Below are 17,231 nucleotides of genomic sequence, written 5' to 3' on the forward strand. Positions count from 1 at the left end.
TATTAATGGGCTGAAAACGGTGTCTACAAAGTATTGTAAAGATTTATGTAATAAATATAACTACGAATGTAATTAATGTGGAAGTAACGTTAGAAAAAAAGTTATTTGTAGTTAGTAGAGGATTTGATAAATGTTATTGATGAATATTAGAAAAATGATCAAACTTAATTACAAATCAACATGTAATTAAAATTACTTATAAAAATTGAATTGTAATAAAATTTAATTTTGAAATACAAATAGTATATATTATTATCTATAAGTCATGATCACCCCTAAAAGGGGTGGCTTGCATAGGACCTATAAGGGCGTAATACTGCCAGCACCTAAATGGTGCTGGCTTTTCATTATATTCAACCCATTGTGGACTGATTACCTAGCCATACTCTTAAAAGGGTCTTCTGATTCTTTTGTTGTAATTTTATCCATCATCTGATCATGCTTTTTTGTTCTCTAATATATTTTGCTATTGTTGCTTCATTTAATCCAACACAGTAGGAAAAAATAAAAAAGCTATAGAAGAGTATATAAAAAATTAACAAAATGAAGATACGATCGGGCCAAATAAGTATTAAAGAATATATGTATTCTTTTAAGGGTGGAAAGTAACAGTTAAATTGTGGCTGGTGATACTTTTAGTGCTGGTAAAATATCCTTATAGGGCTTAAGAAAAACCACCAGATAAGCTGGTGGATATTTATTTAATTTTATAGAAATTAAATTTAATAATCAAAAATTAAAAATAATATAATAATTATATCAGTAAATTATAACCTTTATATACAAATATTGTAATTTCTATATAATTATATTATAATTACAAATATAATACTATAAATGAATAGTGTGGTATGTGAGATGATAAAAAATAATCTTAAAAAAATTATGAAAGAAAAGGGAATTAAACAAAAATATATAGCTAACAAAATAAGAGTTAAAGATAATTATTTTTCTATGATTGTGAACGGCAAACATATACCAAGCGTAGAAATAGCATTAAAGTTAGCTAAAATACTTAATGTATCAGTAGAAAAAATTTTTTACTTAGATTATGACAAATAAGTTATTAACTAGTAAGATGGGGAGAGCGTATAATGAATAAGTTAGATAAATTAATACAAGACAAATTAGAGGGAAGAAGGTTTAAAGCTGTTGAAATTGACATGAAAACTAATTTTATAAAATATAACGAACAAATATATGAGCACAATGGAAAAAAATCTGTTTTAAATTTAGAGGAAAAAACAACAGCTTATTTAATTGATAAATTAGTTAATGAACTAAATTATGATTTAAAATCTATAGAATTAGAATTTCCTTGTCCTGTTGGAGGAAGTACAAAATTAGAAGATAAAAGGATTGATGTTATAGTAAAAGATACAAAGAACAAAGATATTCTATTTTTTATTGAAGTAAAACCATTTAAAGAATATGATAATAAAAAGGAATGGTCTATAGAAAATCAATTATTTATTTTAGCCAATAATATTCAAAGTAATCAAGATATAAATATAAGATATTTAGTATATTATACATGTGAACTCATGGGCAATGATGTAGTAGACAAATTAATAATAATTGATCATCAAAAGTATAAAAATTATAAAATGTGGATTAATGGTGGAAGAAAGAGTATTAGTGATATTTTACCTCCCAAAGGTGAAAAACCACATATATTCCCTTTTGTTAAAAAGGGAAGAAATGATTTGAGAAGAGAAATATCTGTTGAAAACACAAAAAAATTAAAAGAAGAACTTCATAACAAATTATGGGGAAGTGGAGCGGTAAATGATAATGAAATTTTTGCCACACTAGTTAATTTGATATTAGCAAAAATACATGATGAAAATGATACGGAAGATTATAAAGAGTATAGATTTCAAATATTTAGCACTGAATCAAATGGAGAAGAAAAAGAAGAATCTCCTAAAGAATATTTAATAGCTTTAAATGAGCAAATCTCATAACAAATTATGGAATAAAAATAGACATTCATAATATCCTAGTGTATTATATTTCTGTCAGAAAACATAAACAAAGGATGAATATAAATGTCTACAGAAAATAATATACCATATAATAAAGAGATTAACAATTTCATAATTAAACTTGGATTATCATTATATTTAACACTGCCTCAATTAAAACATGTTTGTGAATTTATCTTTGCAGCCGTAGGTCGTGGGTATGATGGCAAAGTTATTCATATAGCTGAAAGTTGCTATCAGAGTACTTATAGAACATCCATAGGTCAATTTTTATCCAAAAGCCCATGGAATGAAGATTATATTTTGAGAGCATTACAAAAGTTCGCAGTTAACAAAATTTGGCAGTTATCTCGTGATACAGGAAAGCCTATTTATGTGATTATTGATGATACTATCTGTAAGAAGACAAAGCCTTCGTCACGGGCTAAAAATCCTATAGAAAAGTGTCAATTCCATCAATCACATTTAGAAAATAAAAAAGTCTATGGACACCAAGTTGTAGGTGCTTTACTACAATGTGGCGATGTTACAATTCCTTATCAGCTAACGCTTTATGATAAGACTAAAGTCGATAAAGACAATAAAAAATTTACTAAGATTAATATTGCTGTAAATATAATATCTTCATTACCCGAACCACCTATCCAAGGTTTCGTCTTAGGGGATAGTTGGTATAGTGCTGAAATAATTATAAAAACAGCAAAGGCAAAAGGCTTTGAATATATAGGAGCGTTAAAAACTAATAGAATTATATACCAAAATGCTCGCGCATGAATCATAAAATTAATGGTTTTGTCAAAACTATAAACAAGGAAGACTTTCACCTTGTAACAGTGAATAAGCACTCTTACTATGTTTATAGATATGAGGGCAAAATCAATGGTTTTAAAAATGTTGTAATTCTTATTAGTTATCCTAAAGAAGCTCTCTATAATGAAAAAGCATTAAAATCTTTTATATCAACAGATATAAATCTCACAACAGAAGAAATACTTTTTCAATACCGTGAACGTTGGACAATTGAAGTATTTTTCGGTCAAAATAAGATGGAATTAGGTTTTGACAATTATCAACTTCGTAGTGAAAAAGCCATAAAGAGATTTTGGATTTTAACTCAATTGACTTATATTTATTGTACTTGTGGCATAAGTACAGATTGTTCTAAATTTGGAGAAGGTTTAAAAATAGCTCGTAAACAATCCCAACAAGAAGTAATTGCTTGGGTGTATTCTCAATATAAAAAAGGAGTTAGTTTAAATGCTATTTTTGATGTTCTTAAATTATCACACAATAAGTGTGCTTAAGTAATGTAAAATAATGTAAGCGATTTGCTCATTTAAAGTAAAGAACTGATTTTTGGATAAATTATTCAATTTTTAACAAAGAAATTTACGGACATTCTATGCATTATTCAATTGGTAAATTAATCTTAAATATCAATATTAATGAAGTAATTTAAATTAGCACAACGAGTTAAATTTAAAAAAATATAAAAATAAATTCAAAAAACTGTATTATAATGGATAAGTTTTCTATGAAACAAAGTTGCCCACTGGAACTTGACACAAACATTAGTAAATTATGTATTGACTTTTTGGATATCCGATAATACAATATATTTATGGATATCCAAAAATAAAAAATGAAAGAAGTGATTTTAATGGTAGGAAGACCACCAAAAGATGATAGCAGGGATAAGCAGTACAGAGTAAGACTTAATGATGTAGAAGATGACATGCTTAGTTTTTGCAGTAAAGAAACTGGAGAGGCGAAATCTGAGATTTTTAGAAATGCATTAAAGTCATATTATGAGAATGCAAAATTATTTAAAAATGTGTTAAAAGATAAGAAAAGCCAGTCTGAAATAGAATATACAAGCGAAAAGAAATGCGAACAGAAATTACAATGTGATTATAATAATAACTATGTAGAGGATGAATTTGAAATGGATCATATTTCTTTAAGACGTGCAATTACATGTCCCTATTGCGGAACTGAGAATAACATGAATTTCGCAGATGACTGTAATTCATCATATGAGGAAAGACAAATGGGACCAGAAAAAGAATATTCTTTTGATTGGCAAGAATGCAAATGCGAAAACTGTGAGAAAGATTTCAGAGTGTTTGGTAGCATTTGGGAATATCCGATGGGGGCGTACAACTGCGAAGATATTAATGTCGAAGCATTGGTTGATGAGAATTGAGACGAGAGTAGAAATTATGAAGTAATAGTATAATCTGGTGTTGGTTATCATGAAGCTAATCTTGTAAATTTGATTAAAGAGCCATACGTTTATAGTAAAAGAAAAGCTGTAAGTTATATTTTTTAATGAGTAATACCTTTGCTGATAACTTTTTATAAATATATTGTAGAAAATATTTGTATTTATTCTTAACTAAGTTTACATAAAAGTACCCTTCCTGGTAGAATTTGAACTGCACCCTGTCAAGTAGACAGGAGGCAGTTCAAGGTTTCTAGGTACTTAAATTTTTACGCTTATAATACCCAAACTTTTTTACAAACCTGTATGATAATGCAATAAAGATTGAAAAACGTATTTACCAAAAATAGAATAAGTTGTTATAATAGAAACTAGAACAGTAGTTAAAGGAGATTATAATGGGTGTTAGTGAAATTTACTTAGATTCAATTGATAAAATTTATACAGATATATACAAGAAAATAAATAGAGAATATACAGATGTATTCTTATGTGGGGGAGTAAGCACTAATGAAAATTGCCTAAGAGATTGGGTTAGAATAGAACTTGAGAAAAATAAAATAAGAGTATTATATCCAGAAGATTTATTTATGGATATATTGAATAAGGATAAGAAAATGGATTTGTTAAGTTTAGAAAATTTTCTAGCAGAAAATAGCGACATAATATGTGTGATGCCAGAAAGTTCAGGATCGTTAGTTGAATTGGGTGCCTTTACGAATAATGAAAAAACATTGGAAAAGTTATTTGTTATTATGGATAAATATTACAAAAAACAAAAAAGTTTTATCATGATGGGACCAATTAAATATATATCAAATCAAAGGGAAAAGGATCGGATAATTTTCTATGATAGAGACAAATTAGATTCGCTCATTAAATTTATATTGGACAAGTTTAAAAAGTTCAGTAGAGAATTTGTAAAAAAGGATATAGAAATAAATACAATAATAGGACAATATTATTATATTCCTTTGCTAGTCTACTTTGTAAAAAGTATTTCTATGGTAAATATAGAGAAAATAATGAAGAGATTATATAAGAAAGATAATTATGAGACTGAAAATTTAAATATGATATTATATACAGCAATCAAATTACTGTATAAAAATAAACTTGTTCATAAGAATATTAGGAATGGAGAAATATCATTAACAAAAAAAGGCAACGTGTATATTCAAGGAGTGTTGAATAATTTACCGATAAGTAATAGTATAAAATTGTATGATTTCATAAGGTATGGTATAATGTTAACAGAATTAACTGGAAACACCCCTTTAGAGAGCACTATATAATAGTATTGCGCATGAGAGTACTTCTATTTGTAGTTGGAGATGATTCGTCTCCGTCAGTTTTATTTTTAATCTGGGAGTATTTTAATTAAATCTTCCGATTCATCCACGACAGTGGATAAATCAAAAGATTTAATCAAAAAGAATTTATGGTAAAGGGGTGTTTGCAATTAAAAAGGTTAAATATAAAAACTTAATTATTCTTGAAACTTTAAACTTGCCTAAAATATTTGATATAGAGTCATTTAGCCTATCTATAGGACTTAGTACTACAATTTTATATTTATTGTCTAAACAAACGCAGCGATATTACACTAGCAAAGAAATACCTAAAAAAAGAGGAGGAACTAGGCAATTGGATATACCAAGTTTCTCTTTGAAATTAGTTCAGAAGTGGATAAAAGTCAATATATTGGACAAGATATCTATTTCAGACTGTTCTATGGGGTTTAGAGTAGGATCAGGATATGGAATAAGGCAAAATGCTGAATTTCATAGATTTAATTCATACATTCTAAAAATAGATTTACAAGACTTTTTTCATAATATACACAGAGAAAAAGTTTTCTTCTTTTATTATAGCTTGGGCTATAATAAATTGGTATCTAATATTCTTAGCAATATTTGCACATATAATGATGTTTTACCACAAGGAGCGGTGACTTCACCAAGCTTATCAAATTTAATATGTAGAAAGATGGATTCTAGATTAGAGGGAGTATCAAGTAAAAGAGGTATAGTATATACTAGGTATGCAGATGATTTGATTTTTTCATGTAATGATGAAATTTTATTAAGGAAAACACAAAAGATGATATATGATATCATAAAAGATGAAGGTTTTAAAGTGAATAATAAAAAAGTAAAATTTATGGGACCAGCTACTAGAAAATCTATTACTGGTTTATTAATCGTAGATAGTAAAGTAATAGTACCTAGGGAACTTAAACGTAAAGTAAGAGCAATGATTCATTACATAATTTGTACTTCTGATTACTCAAAACTTGATGTTGTCAAGGGATACATTTCTTATATCTCTAGTATAGAAAAGAATTATTTAGCAAGAATTAAGAAATATATAAATGAAATGACGCAAAAGGAGCAATATAAAGTTTTTGATGATATTGTAGAAGAGTTTAATCGGAATAAGATTTTAGGATGTAATGAGATGAAATTTATCCCATTTGAAGCATGTAATACAGATATAGATTGCGTGGGTACCTCTTATGAAGAATTATATGTAGGAGAAAGAATAGATTTTTTTTTGAAACATAATATAGGCAGTCGATTAAGTACGGTTGGAATCAAGTATGAACAGTCTGATGCAGCAGTTACTAACTCTGTAGATATTGATGATATATTTAAATAATGATCAAACTTTTTTACAAAAATAATTCAACCTAAAATAATAAAGAACTAACTTTTGATCAAACTTTTTTCAAAATTAGTTCTTTTAATTTACGTAAAATCAACCTTTGTAAGGTACGTTTTGATCAATCTTTTTTACAAATCTACATCAAAATTAAAGGTTAAAACTGATATAAAAGGTTAAAACTGATATAAATGGCTTAACATCGTAATAAAAGTAAAGTTTTGATTAAACTTTTTTTAAAAAATTTATCATGAATTATCATGAAATGGATGCTGTTTTATATATTTTGCTCAAACTTTATTTTAAAATCAAATTTTCACTGCATGTATTTAAGCTATTCATATAGAAGGTTTTGATCAAACTTTTTTTAAAACCTACAACAGGAATAAATGTAATAATAAAACTTTAAAGTAAAATTAATAAATTTGTTTTATAAAGCATGAAGGTTATAGAGAAATGACTATAGCCTTTGTGCTTTTTTAAAGAATAAAATATAAGTATATTGAAAAAAAAACCATTTATGTTATAATTAAGCCAAAAGTTATTTTGGGAGGAAGCTGAATGAATGCTCCATTTATGTCTCTAATAATAATAATATTAAGTACAATACTATGCGTATTGGTAAACAAAGGTAAAAAGCTTAAATTAATTTTCACTATTGATTTTATAACTATATTGTCTTTATTAGTTTTATTTATTATGTTTTGGTTTAATCTAAACAATGTTAATGAACCTAAATTTGTGACATTTTGGTCATGTACCTTGATTGTAGCTTTAATAATAAATATACTAATAAAACTAAAGATATCTATAAACTTCATTAAGCAATTAAAAGATTAAATAATACTTTAAATTTAATTAGGTACTAATAAATATAAAAACACATAGATAAAGTACACATCAAACCATACTTTAATCTATGTGTTTTTTACAATAATATATGTTTTAACAGAGGTTTGTCTAGAAATTCTAAATTAAAATATACTAAACATACCTACACTAGCAGCGCCCATTATAATGCCTGCTAATAATACTCCAGCCATAACAGCTACAATACTAGTTTTAAAATCCATATCTAGAAAACTAGCAGCTAAAGTACCTGTCCAAGCTCCAGTTCCAGGAAGTGGCACTCCTACAAATAGCAATAGGCCAATAAATAAGCCTTTATTACCTGCTGTTTCTTTTAATTTTTTTCCTGCTTTTTCACCCTTTGCTAGGCACCATGTGAAGAAATTTCCGATAAAGGGTTTATCGGCTCCCCATACAAGCACCTTTCTTGCAAATAGATATATAAAAGGCACTGGTAACATATTGCCAATAATTGCAATGATATAAGATTGAAGTAAGGGTAACTGATAAAGTTGAGAATATGGTATAGCTCCACGTAATTCCACGATTGGAACCATAGACATAAAAAATACTATTGCATACTTAGTCATTATCAAAATCCACCTTTTCTTTAAGTATAATTAGATAATCAATTTTAAAAATAATATATCATAAATAGCAAATAATCACAAATTATTAAATTTTAATATCAAGCATTTATATTTAGTTTTAGCTTTTTTTACAATATTTCATCATAATATTTTAAATTATTCCTTAATAAATTACAAGTTACCACAATCAATGTATTATTTTTTATACTATAGTTAAAAAATTCCCATAATATTGTGGAATTTTTTATAATTATTATTAGAGATAAATGATTTAAAATAGAATTATACAAATTTGATTGGAGGTTATAATTATGAAGGGGAAAATTCAAAAATTTTCTGGCGCAATGATGATACCGGTAATTTTATTCGTAATTGTTGGTTTTTATGTTGGAATTGCTAGTGCATTTACCAACTACATTTTAACTCCTAATACATTGCTTCATACGATATTTTCAATGTTTGAAGGCATAGGATTTATGGTAATGAGGTATTTACCTTTCTGGTTTGCAGTAGGCATTGCCTTTGGATTATCTAAAAAGGAAAAAGGTTGGGCAGCCTTTGGTGGACTTGTAATGTTTTTTGCATTCAACACTTGCATTAAAACGTTTGCAGGGGCAGAGGGTTGGAATGCTGGTACAACAACTGTAGACTATTTAACAAAAAGCTTAGGATATTCACTTCAAAAGGCACAAAATTTTAGTGCATTATGGACAAATATTGCTGGAATATTTACATTTGATATGGGTATATTTAGCGGAATTATAACAGGTATAACAACTTCATTCATACATAACAAGTGGTGTGAAAAGGAATTCAAGGGTGCATTTTCATTCTTTAGCGGCCCAAGATTTGTAATAATATTAATAACATTATTTGCAATTCCATTATCAATTGGAACTTACTATGTATGGCCATTTATTGCATCAGGATTACAGGCTTTAACAAAACTTATAACAACTTCAGGAGTTTTTGGTACATTCTTATTTGGTGCAATGGATAAAGCGCTTCTTCCATTTGGTATACATCACTTAATAGCATTCCCAATAGAGTACACACGTGTTGGTGGTGTAATGACTATTGATGGTGTCGTTTATGAGGGAGTTAGAAATATAATGAACGGTCAAGCTGCATCAGCAGGTGCGATTGGATATATTACAAGAAACTTTACAACAGGTAGAATATTATTCCAACTTGGCGGACTTCCAGGAGCAGCTTATGCAATATATAAAACGGCAAAGCCTGAAAACAAAAAGAAGGTTGCATCTTTAGTGCTTCCAGCGGCTTTAACATTAATCTTTGTTGGTATATCTGAGCCAATTGAATATACATTCTTGTTTATAAGTCCAATACTTTACTTCCTTGTTCATGCACCATTAGCAGGAATTGCGTATGTTTTAACTGAATTAACAAAGGTATCAATAAATGGACATGCATTGTTCTTTATGATTCCAAATTTATTCCAAATGCAAAAGGTACATGCTTGGTCATTGTTAATACTTGTTCCTGTATATTTTGCACTATACTATTTTATATTCAAAACATTAATATTGAAATTTAACATAAAGACACCAGGTCGTGGAGATGATGAGAACGAAATAAAACTTTACAAGAAGAGTGACTATAAAGAAAAAGTAGCTGAGAAAAAAGAAAATAAGGGAAAACTTGCTGAAAGAATAGTTGAGGCTCTTGGTGGAGCGGATAATATTGATGATGTTACAAACTGTGCAACAAGACTAAGAGTAATAGTTAAAGATGAATCACTTGTTGCAAGTAATGAGGAATGGACATCAAATCTTGAGGCTCATGGTGTAGTTAGAAATAAAACAAGCTTCCAGATTATTTATGGACCAAGAGTAATAACGGTTGCATCTCAAGTAAAGGATGTACTTGGTTTAAACTAAGACTATATTGTTTATTACAATTTCATTTAAGTAAATTAGATTACATAAGAAGGTGTTAGTGGTATTACCGCTAACACCGTATTGTGTTTAAAAAAGGATTAATATAAGAGGGTGGATTATGTGGTAGAAAACAACAATAATTATAAAGTGAATATAAATTATAGAACTTCCTTTGACAAAGACTTTATAGAAAAGCTCTATGGATATAGAAATCAAATGAAAAGTGACCTTGCTGCATTGATTAGTATTAATTCTGTGAGAGATCCGCATACTATTTATAAAGGAGCTCCATTTGGCAGAGGAATTAGAAAGTGTTTTGATAAAGTGATGGAATTTGCTATTAGGGAAGGCTTTAAAGTTAAAGATTTTGATGGATATGCAATGCATATTGAATATGGTGATGGGAAAGATACACTTGGAATATTAGGACATTTGGATACGGTTGATGCAAAACATATTGAAGGATGGAGTACAAATCCTTTTGAAATGGTAGAAAAAGATGGATTCTGGTATGGTAGAGGAGTAAATGACGATAAGGGACCAGTTATAGGATGTTTTTATATTTTAAAGGTTTTAAAAGAACTTAATTATAAGCCAAATAAAAAAATAAGATTGATATTGGGCGGAGCAGAGGAAACTACTTGGGAGTGCATGGAATACTATGCTAAACACAACAAAATGCCTGATATGGGATTCTCACCGGATTGTGACTTCCCTATTGTTAACTGTGAAAAGGGTATAATTAAGTGTCAGTACGAGAGAGAATTAGAAGTGCAGTTAGATGGAATTAATAATATTGTACAGATTAAATCAGAATTAAACATTGATGCTGTGTGTTCAAATATTAAAATATATGTTAATTCAAAGGATATAGAGGGATTGACAGATTGTCTTAAAGGAGCTTCTAATATTACAAAAAAGGATAAACTTATAGAGATAGAGTATCAGGGAAAATTTGCTCTAAGTAGGAATCCTCATAAAGGTGAAAATGCCATTTTTAAATTTGTAGATGATTTTATTAATGTAAAGGGATTAAATCTAGCAGGTAAAGGTATAATTGATGTACTTAATAGATATTTTAATAATGATATATATGGAAATAAACTAGGGCTATTTCACGAAGATGTAGAAACAGGAAAGACAACAAGTAACCTAGCATATGTACAATTTCTAAACAAAAGGCTTTTAATTGGATTCGATTTTAGATATCCTGTGGGTATAGATAAAAAATATGTATTAGGCAGATTATCCTGTATTGCTGGAGAAATTGGAATGAGTTTTAATGTGCTTAAGGACTTAGATTTGTTATATGTTCCAGGAGAGAGCCAGTTAATTGATAAATTAAGTAGAAGCTATGAAAAAGTAACAAATGAAAGGGCTCTTCTTTTTACAAAGGGAGCAGCAAGTTACGCAAGGACTATGAAAAACTGTGTAGGTTTTGGGCCATCTTTTGAAGATGATAAACCAAACTCTCATAAGGTAAATGAATGTATAAACCTTAAGAATTTCTATAAAGCTCTCGAAATTTATTATGAAGCGATAAAGGGGTTAACCAAGTAATTAAACCTTAGAAAGGGGACTGACGCCAATGTTGCATACTCGAACCTTACAAATAGCAAAAATATTACTTCAATGTCAGGATAACATAACAATTGCTGATATTGCAGAAAGATTAAATGTTTCATACAAGACCATAAGGAATGATTTTGATGATGTTGATAAATTCCTTTCTGAAAGGAAGCTTGAGCTAAACAGAAAATCAGGAGTAGGAGTCTCGGTAATTGGTGATGAATCCTTAAAGCTTAAGGTAATAACAGAAATTAATGGGTTAAGACTTTTGAATAATAATTATGGTTCTAAAGATAGACAGCTGTATATAATCTATTTGCTTTTAAACAAGAGAAGGATAAAAATAAGTTCTTTAGAATATCAGTTTTATATAAGCAGGCCCTCTGTTTATAAGGATCTTGACGAGGCTAGAAAATGGCTTCATGAAAGGGACATTGAGGTGTTAAGAAGCAAACAGAAGGGATATGTTATAGAAGGCGGAGAAAAAAGAATAAGAAAAGCTATTTTTGATTGGATACTGTTAAAGGAAAGGCAGGAGGAAAGATTTTATATGGAAGAAAATGATGTGCCTGGGAAATCCTTTGACTGTGAATTTACAAAGCATTTATTTTCTAGAAGCAGTGATTTTTTTGAAGGTGTTAGTGAACATAAGATAAGCCAGATAGTTTGTTTGATAGAACATGAATTTGGAGTTAAATTTGTGCCCCAAGATCTTAAAAGATTAAGGATAAAGTTTTCAATAAACATTATGCGAATTAAAAAGGGATATTATTGCACCATGAAGGAAAATACCCTTGATGATTTGAGAAATATGAATAATTACAAAATAATGGCAAAGATTACAGAAGCAATAGAAAGGCTCTTCCAAATTAAGCTTACAGAAGATGAAGCAGGATACCTCTTTGGAATAATAGTTGCATCTAAGACGCATAAGGAAAATAAAAAATGGAACATAGCAGATGATTTTTTAGAAATTAATAAAGAAATAACAGGGGAAATTACTAAGCTTGTTTATGAGCATTACAACATAAGGGATAAGGAAAGCTTCTATAATGGTATATTTCATCACTTAAAATCTGTTGCAAACAAGATTAATTATGGTTTAGATTTTTATAATTCATTAGAAGATGAAGTTGAAAGAAATTTTCCAGAGATATTTAAGCTTGCCAGTAAAGCTGTGCCTATCATAAAGAAATTTTATGATTATGATATATCAAAAGGAGAAATTGCATATATAGCTCTTCATATAGCTGCAGCTATAGAGAGGAGCAAACTTCCATTGAGAACTTATGTGATTTACAATAATAGCTATGCTGAAGTTAAGTTAATAATGGAAATACTTAAAAATAACGTAGCACAAATAAATATAATGGAAGTGTTTCCAACATCTTTGAGTAATGATAGGAATTTTGAAGAGGTTGATTTGATTATTACTAATAGTAATCTAAAAATAAATTCAGATGTTGAAACTATTGTGCTTCCATCACTGCCTGTGGAGGAGGACATACAAAATTTTGCTAATCTCATAAGAAGTACTTTTGAAAATATGAATTTAAAGATGATAAAAAAATACCACAACTAAAGGTAATTTTATTATAAATTACAGATATTATATCGTGCTAAAATTGAAATATAAGATAGATTATAGCTTTAATTATGAAAGGAGATATAATATAATGAAACATATTAAAATAGCAGCAGGACTTGCGCATGTTAATTATGGTAATATAGCAGGAGTTGTAAAGGAAGCAGTTGATGCAGGAGTTGATTATATACATTCCGATGCAGCTGATATGCATAACCTTAAAAATATGCAGTTAATGGGAGGACACCAGATAATTGAAGGTATTAGACCAGTTACTGATAAACCTATAGAATGTCATATTTATACTGAAAGCTGTGACAGACTTTTTATAGAGAAGCTTGCAGCTGTGAAAACAGATATGTTAATATTACCTGCAGAAAATTTTATAGGAGCACCTTTGGCATACATCATAAATTACTGTAGAGAGTTTGGAATAAAAGTGGGATTAACAGTAGGATGTTATACACCATTATCCTTTGTTGAAGAATCTATATACGATATAGATCGTCTTCATATTGTTATGCATGGAGTTGATGAAACTGACGGTAAGGATAATTGGGGTTGGAGAATGTCTGCAATTGATCTTTTAAAAAGAGCAAGAAAAATGATAGATGAAAAGAATCCAAAATGTGAGCTTGCAGTTGATGGAGGATTACGATACAATAACATGGATCCTGTTGTAGAATGCAATCCTGATGTAATTATACTATCATCTGCAATATTCAAAGACCCAGATGGCATTGCAGCAGGGGTTAAAAAATGTAGACAGGCTATTGATAGTGCTGCCGAAAAGTACAATATAGAATAAGGTATGTGAAAAGAAATAACAAGTTAAAGCTACTAGCATATTGACTTATTATTTATTTAAATGTGCCTAATTAGAAGTATACAGTGATTTTATAATATAGGCCTGTTGTTGAATATTTTAAGCAACAGGCTATGTTTTTAGTAGTTTAAATATAAAATCCTAAGATATAAGTGAATTTTGTTTTTTATACATCTTGGGGTTAGACTAATTTGGTAGCGATGTTATTAAGTAAGAATAGAATGGAAGAAATTTATTAGATTCTATAGATGCCTGAGAGAGTGAGGAGATATATATGAAATACAAATTATTTGTTACAGATATGGATGGAACACTTCTTAATTCAAATAAAGAAATAACTAAAGAAAATAAAGTAGCAGTTAATAGGCTAATTGAAAATGGAATTGAGGTGGTACTTGCTTCTGGAAGGCATCCAGCTTTACTTAAGGGATATCCTAAAAAATTAGGCATTGATACACCTGTTATTGGTTGTAACGGTGGAATGATAAAAGATTTAATGTCAGAAGAAATTCTTTACATGAGCGAAATGAATATGGAGTCTGTTATAAAAGCTATTGAAATTGCAAATAAGTTTAATGTGGATTTTTGGATTTATGAAAAGGAAAATATATTCTATAACAGGGAAAATGATAGGGTGCGTAAGCATCTTGAAAATAACAAAAACGCTTCCCAGGATGAATTTGTGCCTATAAAAAAATTCAATAGTATTTCAGATTTGGCTGAAAATACTGCAAAAATAACAAAGGTACTATTTATACTTATTGGACGTGAGGATATGAAAGAAAAATTATTTTATGAGCTTGAAAAAATTTCTGATATTGAGCTTTGCCAATCAGATAGAGTATTAATAGATGTTATGAATAAGGGCATAACAAAGGGGAGGGCAGTGAAGCTGTATGCTGAGAAAAAAGGAATTAAAAAAGAGGAGATTATCGCAATAGGAGATAATCACAATGATATTTCTATGATAGAATATGCAGGATTAGGAATTGCAATGGGAAATGCGGAAAAGGATGTAAAGAAGGCTTCAAAATATGTTACTGAGGATTGTGACAGCAATGGTCTTGCTGAAGCTGTGGACAAGATTCTCAAAGGACAACTATAAATGTATTTAATTTTTAAAAATAAGTACTATGCAGTTTATTAAATTTATTACGGGGTGAGCATTGTGTTTAAAAATTTATTTAAAAAGAATAAAGAGAAATATGAATTTGTTGCACCTATGAAGGGTAGATTATTAAGCATTACAGAGGTACCAGATCCAGCCTTTTCAGGTAAAATGATGGGAGATGGATTTGCCATTGACCCTGCTAACGGAAGTGTTGTTTCACCAGTTGATGGTAAAGTACAAATGATTTTTCCAACCAAGCATGCAATTGGAATAATAGCAGATAATGGATTAGAGATATTACTTCATTTTGGTTTGGATACAGTGTCATTAAAGGGTGAGGGTTTTGAAGTACTTGTGGCTGAAAATCAGACTATAAAAAAAGGAGAGCCAATACTTAGTGTAGATGTTGATAGTGTAAAAACTAAGGTTCCTTCAATAGTTTGTCCTGTAGTCATAACAAACTTAAATGGAAAAGAAATTGAATTGACCCAAAAAGGAAATGTTGAAATGGGTGATATAATCACTCTAGAAGTCAATAATTAAGCATAAGTGCCGTGCAGTGGAGAAAGGAGAAAAACTCTGTTAATCCATTGCACGGCATTTTAAATATCAATGATTAAAATGATTCTTTAATTATATTTTGTAGGTCTTCTTTTGAACCAAAAGGTAAATATCCAAGAACAGGACAATTTAAAATTGTGTTTAATTGTTCATCTGTTACTTTAAAATCTCTTAGTGTAACACGGAGATTAATAGTTTCAAGGAATTTAATTATTTCATCGTAAAGTTTTTCAGCAGCTATTTCTTCAGTTGATTCCTTTAGGCTTGGGTTAAATATATGAGCAACCTTTGCAAACTTTTCTATATTATTTTTCCATTGTTGTTTTATGAATGCAGGGAATACAATTGCCAAGGTTTCTCCGTGTGGTATATGTGCTACTCCTCCTATTATCTCTCCAAGTGGATGAGGTGCTGCTGCTCCTGAATTAGCAAGACTTGTACCAGCTAATGTGTCTGCCATTGCAAGGCTGCTTCTATATTCCATATTCTTACCATCTAACAGAACTTTTGAAAGGTTATTACAAACAAGCTCCATAGCTTCAAGAGCTATTATTTCTGTAAATCTTGAGGCTCTAGGGTTTATATAGCTTTCAAAGGCATGGCTAAAAGCATCAAAACCAGTTGAAGCTGTAATTCTTGGAGGGAGTGTTACCATAAGCTCTGGGTCTATTATACACTCTTTAGTAAAGTTATCTGGGTGAAATACTGTATTTTTTGCATCACCTTGAGATATAACTGCGGCTTGAGTTACTTGACTTCCTGTACCTGATGTTGTTGAAACAGCTACTAGTGGCAATCCTTTAGGTGATAGAGGAGCATAGTGTTCAAAAGGGCTTGTATAAGTTTTAAATACATACTCCCAATCTATGGTTTCAAGGCCATTTGTTAAAGCAATCATTTTTGCAGTGTCTATAGAAGAACCGCCACCAACAGCTACAACAACTTCAACATTATTTTCATTTGCAAGTTTAAATCCCTTTTCTATGACCTCAACTGAAGGGTTTGGAACTACTTCATCAAAATGTGTTACTTCTATATCAGATTTTGACAATATATCAATTACTCTATTGAAAAGTCCGTCTAGAGGTGGTTCCATTGGCGTTGTAACTAGAAGACACCTGTTACCGTATTTTTTTACTGTGGAGCCAAGTTCATTAATTCTTCCTTCTCCAAAGTGAATTTTGCTTGGTTGATAAAAATTAAAATTCATACTGAATTACCTCCATTGCATTATATACTTTATCTTATAAATCTATAATACATTAATTTTAATGGGGTATATAAAATAAAAATTTACACATATATGTGGTAAAAAATAAAAGGATTTCTTTATTAATTACCGTTTTAATAAGGAAATAAAACT

General features: G+C 29.4%; 16 protein-coding genes. 14 read left to right on the top strand and 2 right to left on the bottom strand.

What is annotated here, in order from left to right:
- The first annotated feature begins 858 nt into the window (after window positions 1-858).
- The 8 genes from CC89_RS14375 to CC89_RS14405 all read left to right on the top strand — a co-directional run bounded on the left by CC89_RS14375 (window position 859) and on the right by CC89_RS14405 (window position 7,716).
- Window positions 859-1,062 carry a helix-turn-helix transcriptional regulator gene (locus tag CC89_RS14375; protein ID WP_051931796.1) on the top strand — a complete coding sequence of 68 codons (204 nt, stop codon included), beginning with the start codon at window positions 859-861 and terminating at the stop codon, window positions 1,060-1,062.
- A 32-nt stretch (window positions 1,063-1,094) separates the two neighbouring features.
- On the top strand, window positions 1,095-1,967 hold the full coding sequence (locus CC89_RS14380; RefSeq protein WP_035293224.1) for a type I restriction enzyme HsdR N-terminal domain-containing protein: 873 nt from the start codon (window positions 1,095-1,097) through the stop codon (window positions 1,965-1,967).
- 84 nt (window positions 1,968-2,051) lie between these two features.
- On the top strand, window positions 2,052-2,762 hold the full coding sequence (locus CC89_RS19610; protein WP_051931799.1) for a hypothetical protein: 711 nt from the start codon (window positions 2,052-2,054) through the stop codon (window positions 2,760-2,762).
- Window positions 2,759-3,292, top strand: coding sequence for a hypothetical protein (locus CC89_RS19615; protein WP_051931801.1), 534 nt, complete (start codon window positions 2,759-2,761; stop codon window positions 3,290-3,292). The genes CC89_RS19610 and CC89_RS19615 overlap by 4 nt, the downstream gene beginning before the upstream one ends.
- A gap of 338 nt (window positions 3,293-3,630) precedes the next feature.
- On the top strand, window positions 3,631-4,194 hold the full coding sequence (locus CC89_RS14390; protein ID WP_185750766.1) for a ribbon-helix-helix domain-containing protein: 564 nt from the start codon (window positions 3,631-3,633) through the stop codon (window positions 4,192-4,194).
- A gap of 416 nt (window positions 4,195-4,610) precedes the next feature.
- Complete coding sequence (locus CC89_RS14395; RefSeq protein ID WP_035293228.1) at window positions 4,611-5,507, top strand: retron St85 family effector protein; 897 nt, start codon at window positions 4,611-4,613, stop codon at window positions 5,505-5,507.
- Between the two features lie 157 nt (window positions 5,508-5,664).
- Window positions 5,665-6,873, top strand: a complete 1,209-nt coding sequence (locus CC89_RS14400) for a retron St85 family RNA-directed DNA polymerase (protein ID WP_185750767.1) — start codon at window positions 5,665-5,667, stop codon at window positions 6,871-6,873.
- 564 nt (window positions 6,874-7,437) lie between these two features.
- Window positions 7,438-7,716 (top strand): hypothetical protein, encoded by a 279-nt coding sequence (locus CC89_RS14405; protein ID WP_035293231.1) that lies wholly within the window; start codon window positions 7,438-7,440, stop codon window positions 7,714-7,716.
- Window positions 7,717-7,850: 134 nt separating this feature from the next.
- Here the strand turns inward: CC89_RS14405 and CC89_RS14410 are convergent, their stop codons facing one another.
- Complete coding sequence (locus tag CC89_RS14410) at window positions 7,851-8,315, bottom strand: COG2426 family protein (RefSeq protein WP_035293233.1); 465 nt, start codon at window positions 8,313-8,315, stop codon at window positions 7,851-7,853.
- Between the two features lie 311 nt (window positions 8,316-8,626).
- On the opposite strand from CC89_RS14410, the gene CC89_RS14415 reads away from it, so the two are divergent.
- The 6 genes from CC89_RS14415 (at window position 8,627) to CC89_RS14440 (ending at window position 15,850) form a co-directional block, all read left to right on the top strand.
- Entirely contained in the window at window positions 8,627-10,216 is a 1,590-nt protein-coding gene (locus CC89_RS14415) for a PTS transporter subunit EIIC (protein ID WP_035293236.1), read from the top strand.
- Between the two features lie 120 nt (window positions 10,217-10,336).
- The gene (locus CC89_RS14420) at window positions 10,337-11,776 is read left to right on the top strand and encodes a Sapep family Mn(2+)-dependent dipeptidase (protein WP_051931806.1); all 1,440 of its coding nucleotides are present in this window, start codon (window positions 10,337-10,339) and stop codon (window positions 11,774-11,776) included.
- 28 nt (window positions 11,777-11,804) lie between these two features.
- A complete protein-coding gene (locus CC89_RS14425; protein WP_035293239.1) occupies window positions 11,805-13,367 on the top strand; it encodes a BglG family transcription antiterminator in 1,563 nt (520 codons plus the stop codon).
- A gap of 94 nt (window positions 13,368-13,461) precedes the next feature.
- The gene (locus tag CC89_RS14430; protein WP_035293242.1) at window positions 13,462-14,178 is read left to right on the top strand and encodes a ribulose-phosphate 3-epimerase; all 717 of its coding nucleotides are present in this window, start codon (window positions 13,462-13,464) and stop codon (window positions 14,176-14,178) included.
- Window positions 14,179-14,470: 292 nt separating this feature from the next.
- Window positions 14,471-15,301: a Cof-type HAD-IIB family hydrolase gene (locus CC89_RS14435; RefSeq protein WP_035293245.1), complete on the top strand. Its 831-nt coding sequence runs from the start codon at window positions 14,471-14,473 to the stop codon at window positions 15,299-15,301.
- A gap of 63 nt (window positions 15,302-15,364) precedes the next feature.
- Window positions 15,365-15,850 (top strand): PTS sugar transporter subunit IIA, encoded by a 486-nt coding sequence (locus tag CC89_RS14440; protein WP_035293248.1) that lies wholly within the window; start codon window positions 15,365-15,367, stop codon window positions 15,848-15,850.
- Between the two features lie 73 nt (window positions 15,851-15,923).
- Here CC89_RS14440 and CC89_RS14445 read toward each other — a convergent pair whose 3' ends face one another.
- Window positions 15,924-17,078: an iron-containing alcohol dehydrogenase gene (locus tag CC89_RS14445; protein ID WP_035293251.1), complete on the bottom strand. Its 1,155-nt coding sequence runs from the start codon at window positions 17,076-17,078 to the stop codon at window positions 15,924-15,926.
- Window positions 17,079-17,231: the final 153 nt, after the last annotated feature.

This window comes from Clostridium sp. KNHs214, from assembly GCF_000744935.1.
GTDB lineage: Bacteria > Bacillota > Clostridia > Clostridiales > Clostridiaceae > Haloimpatiens.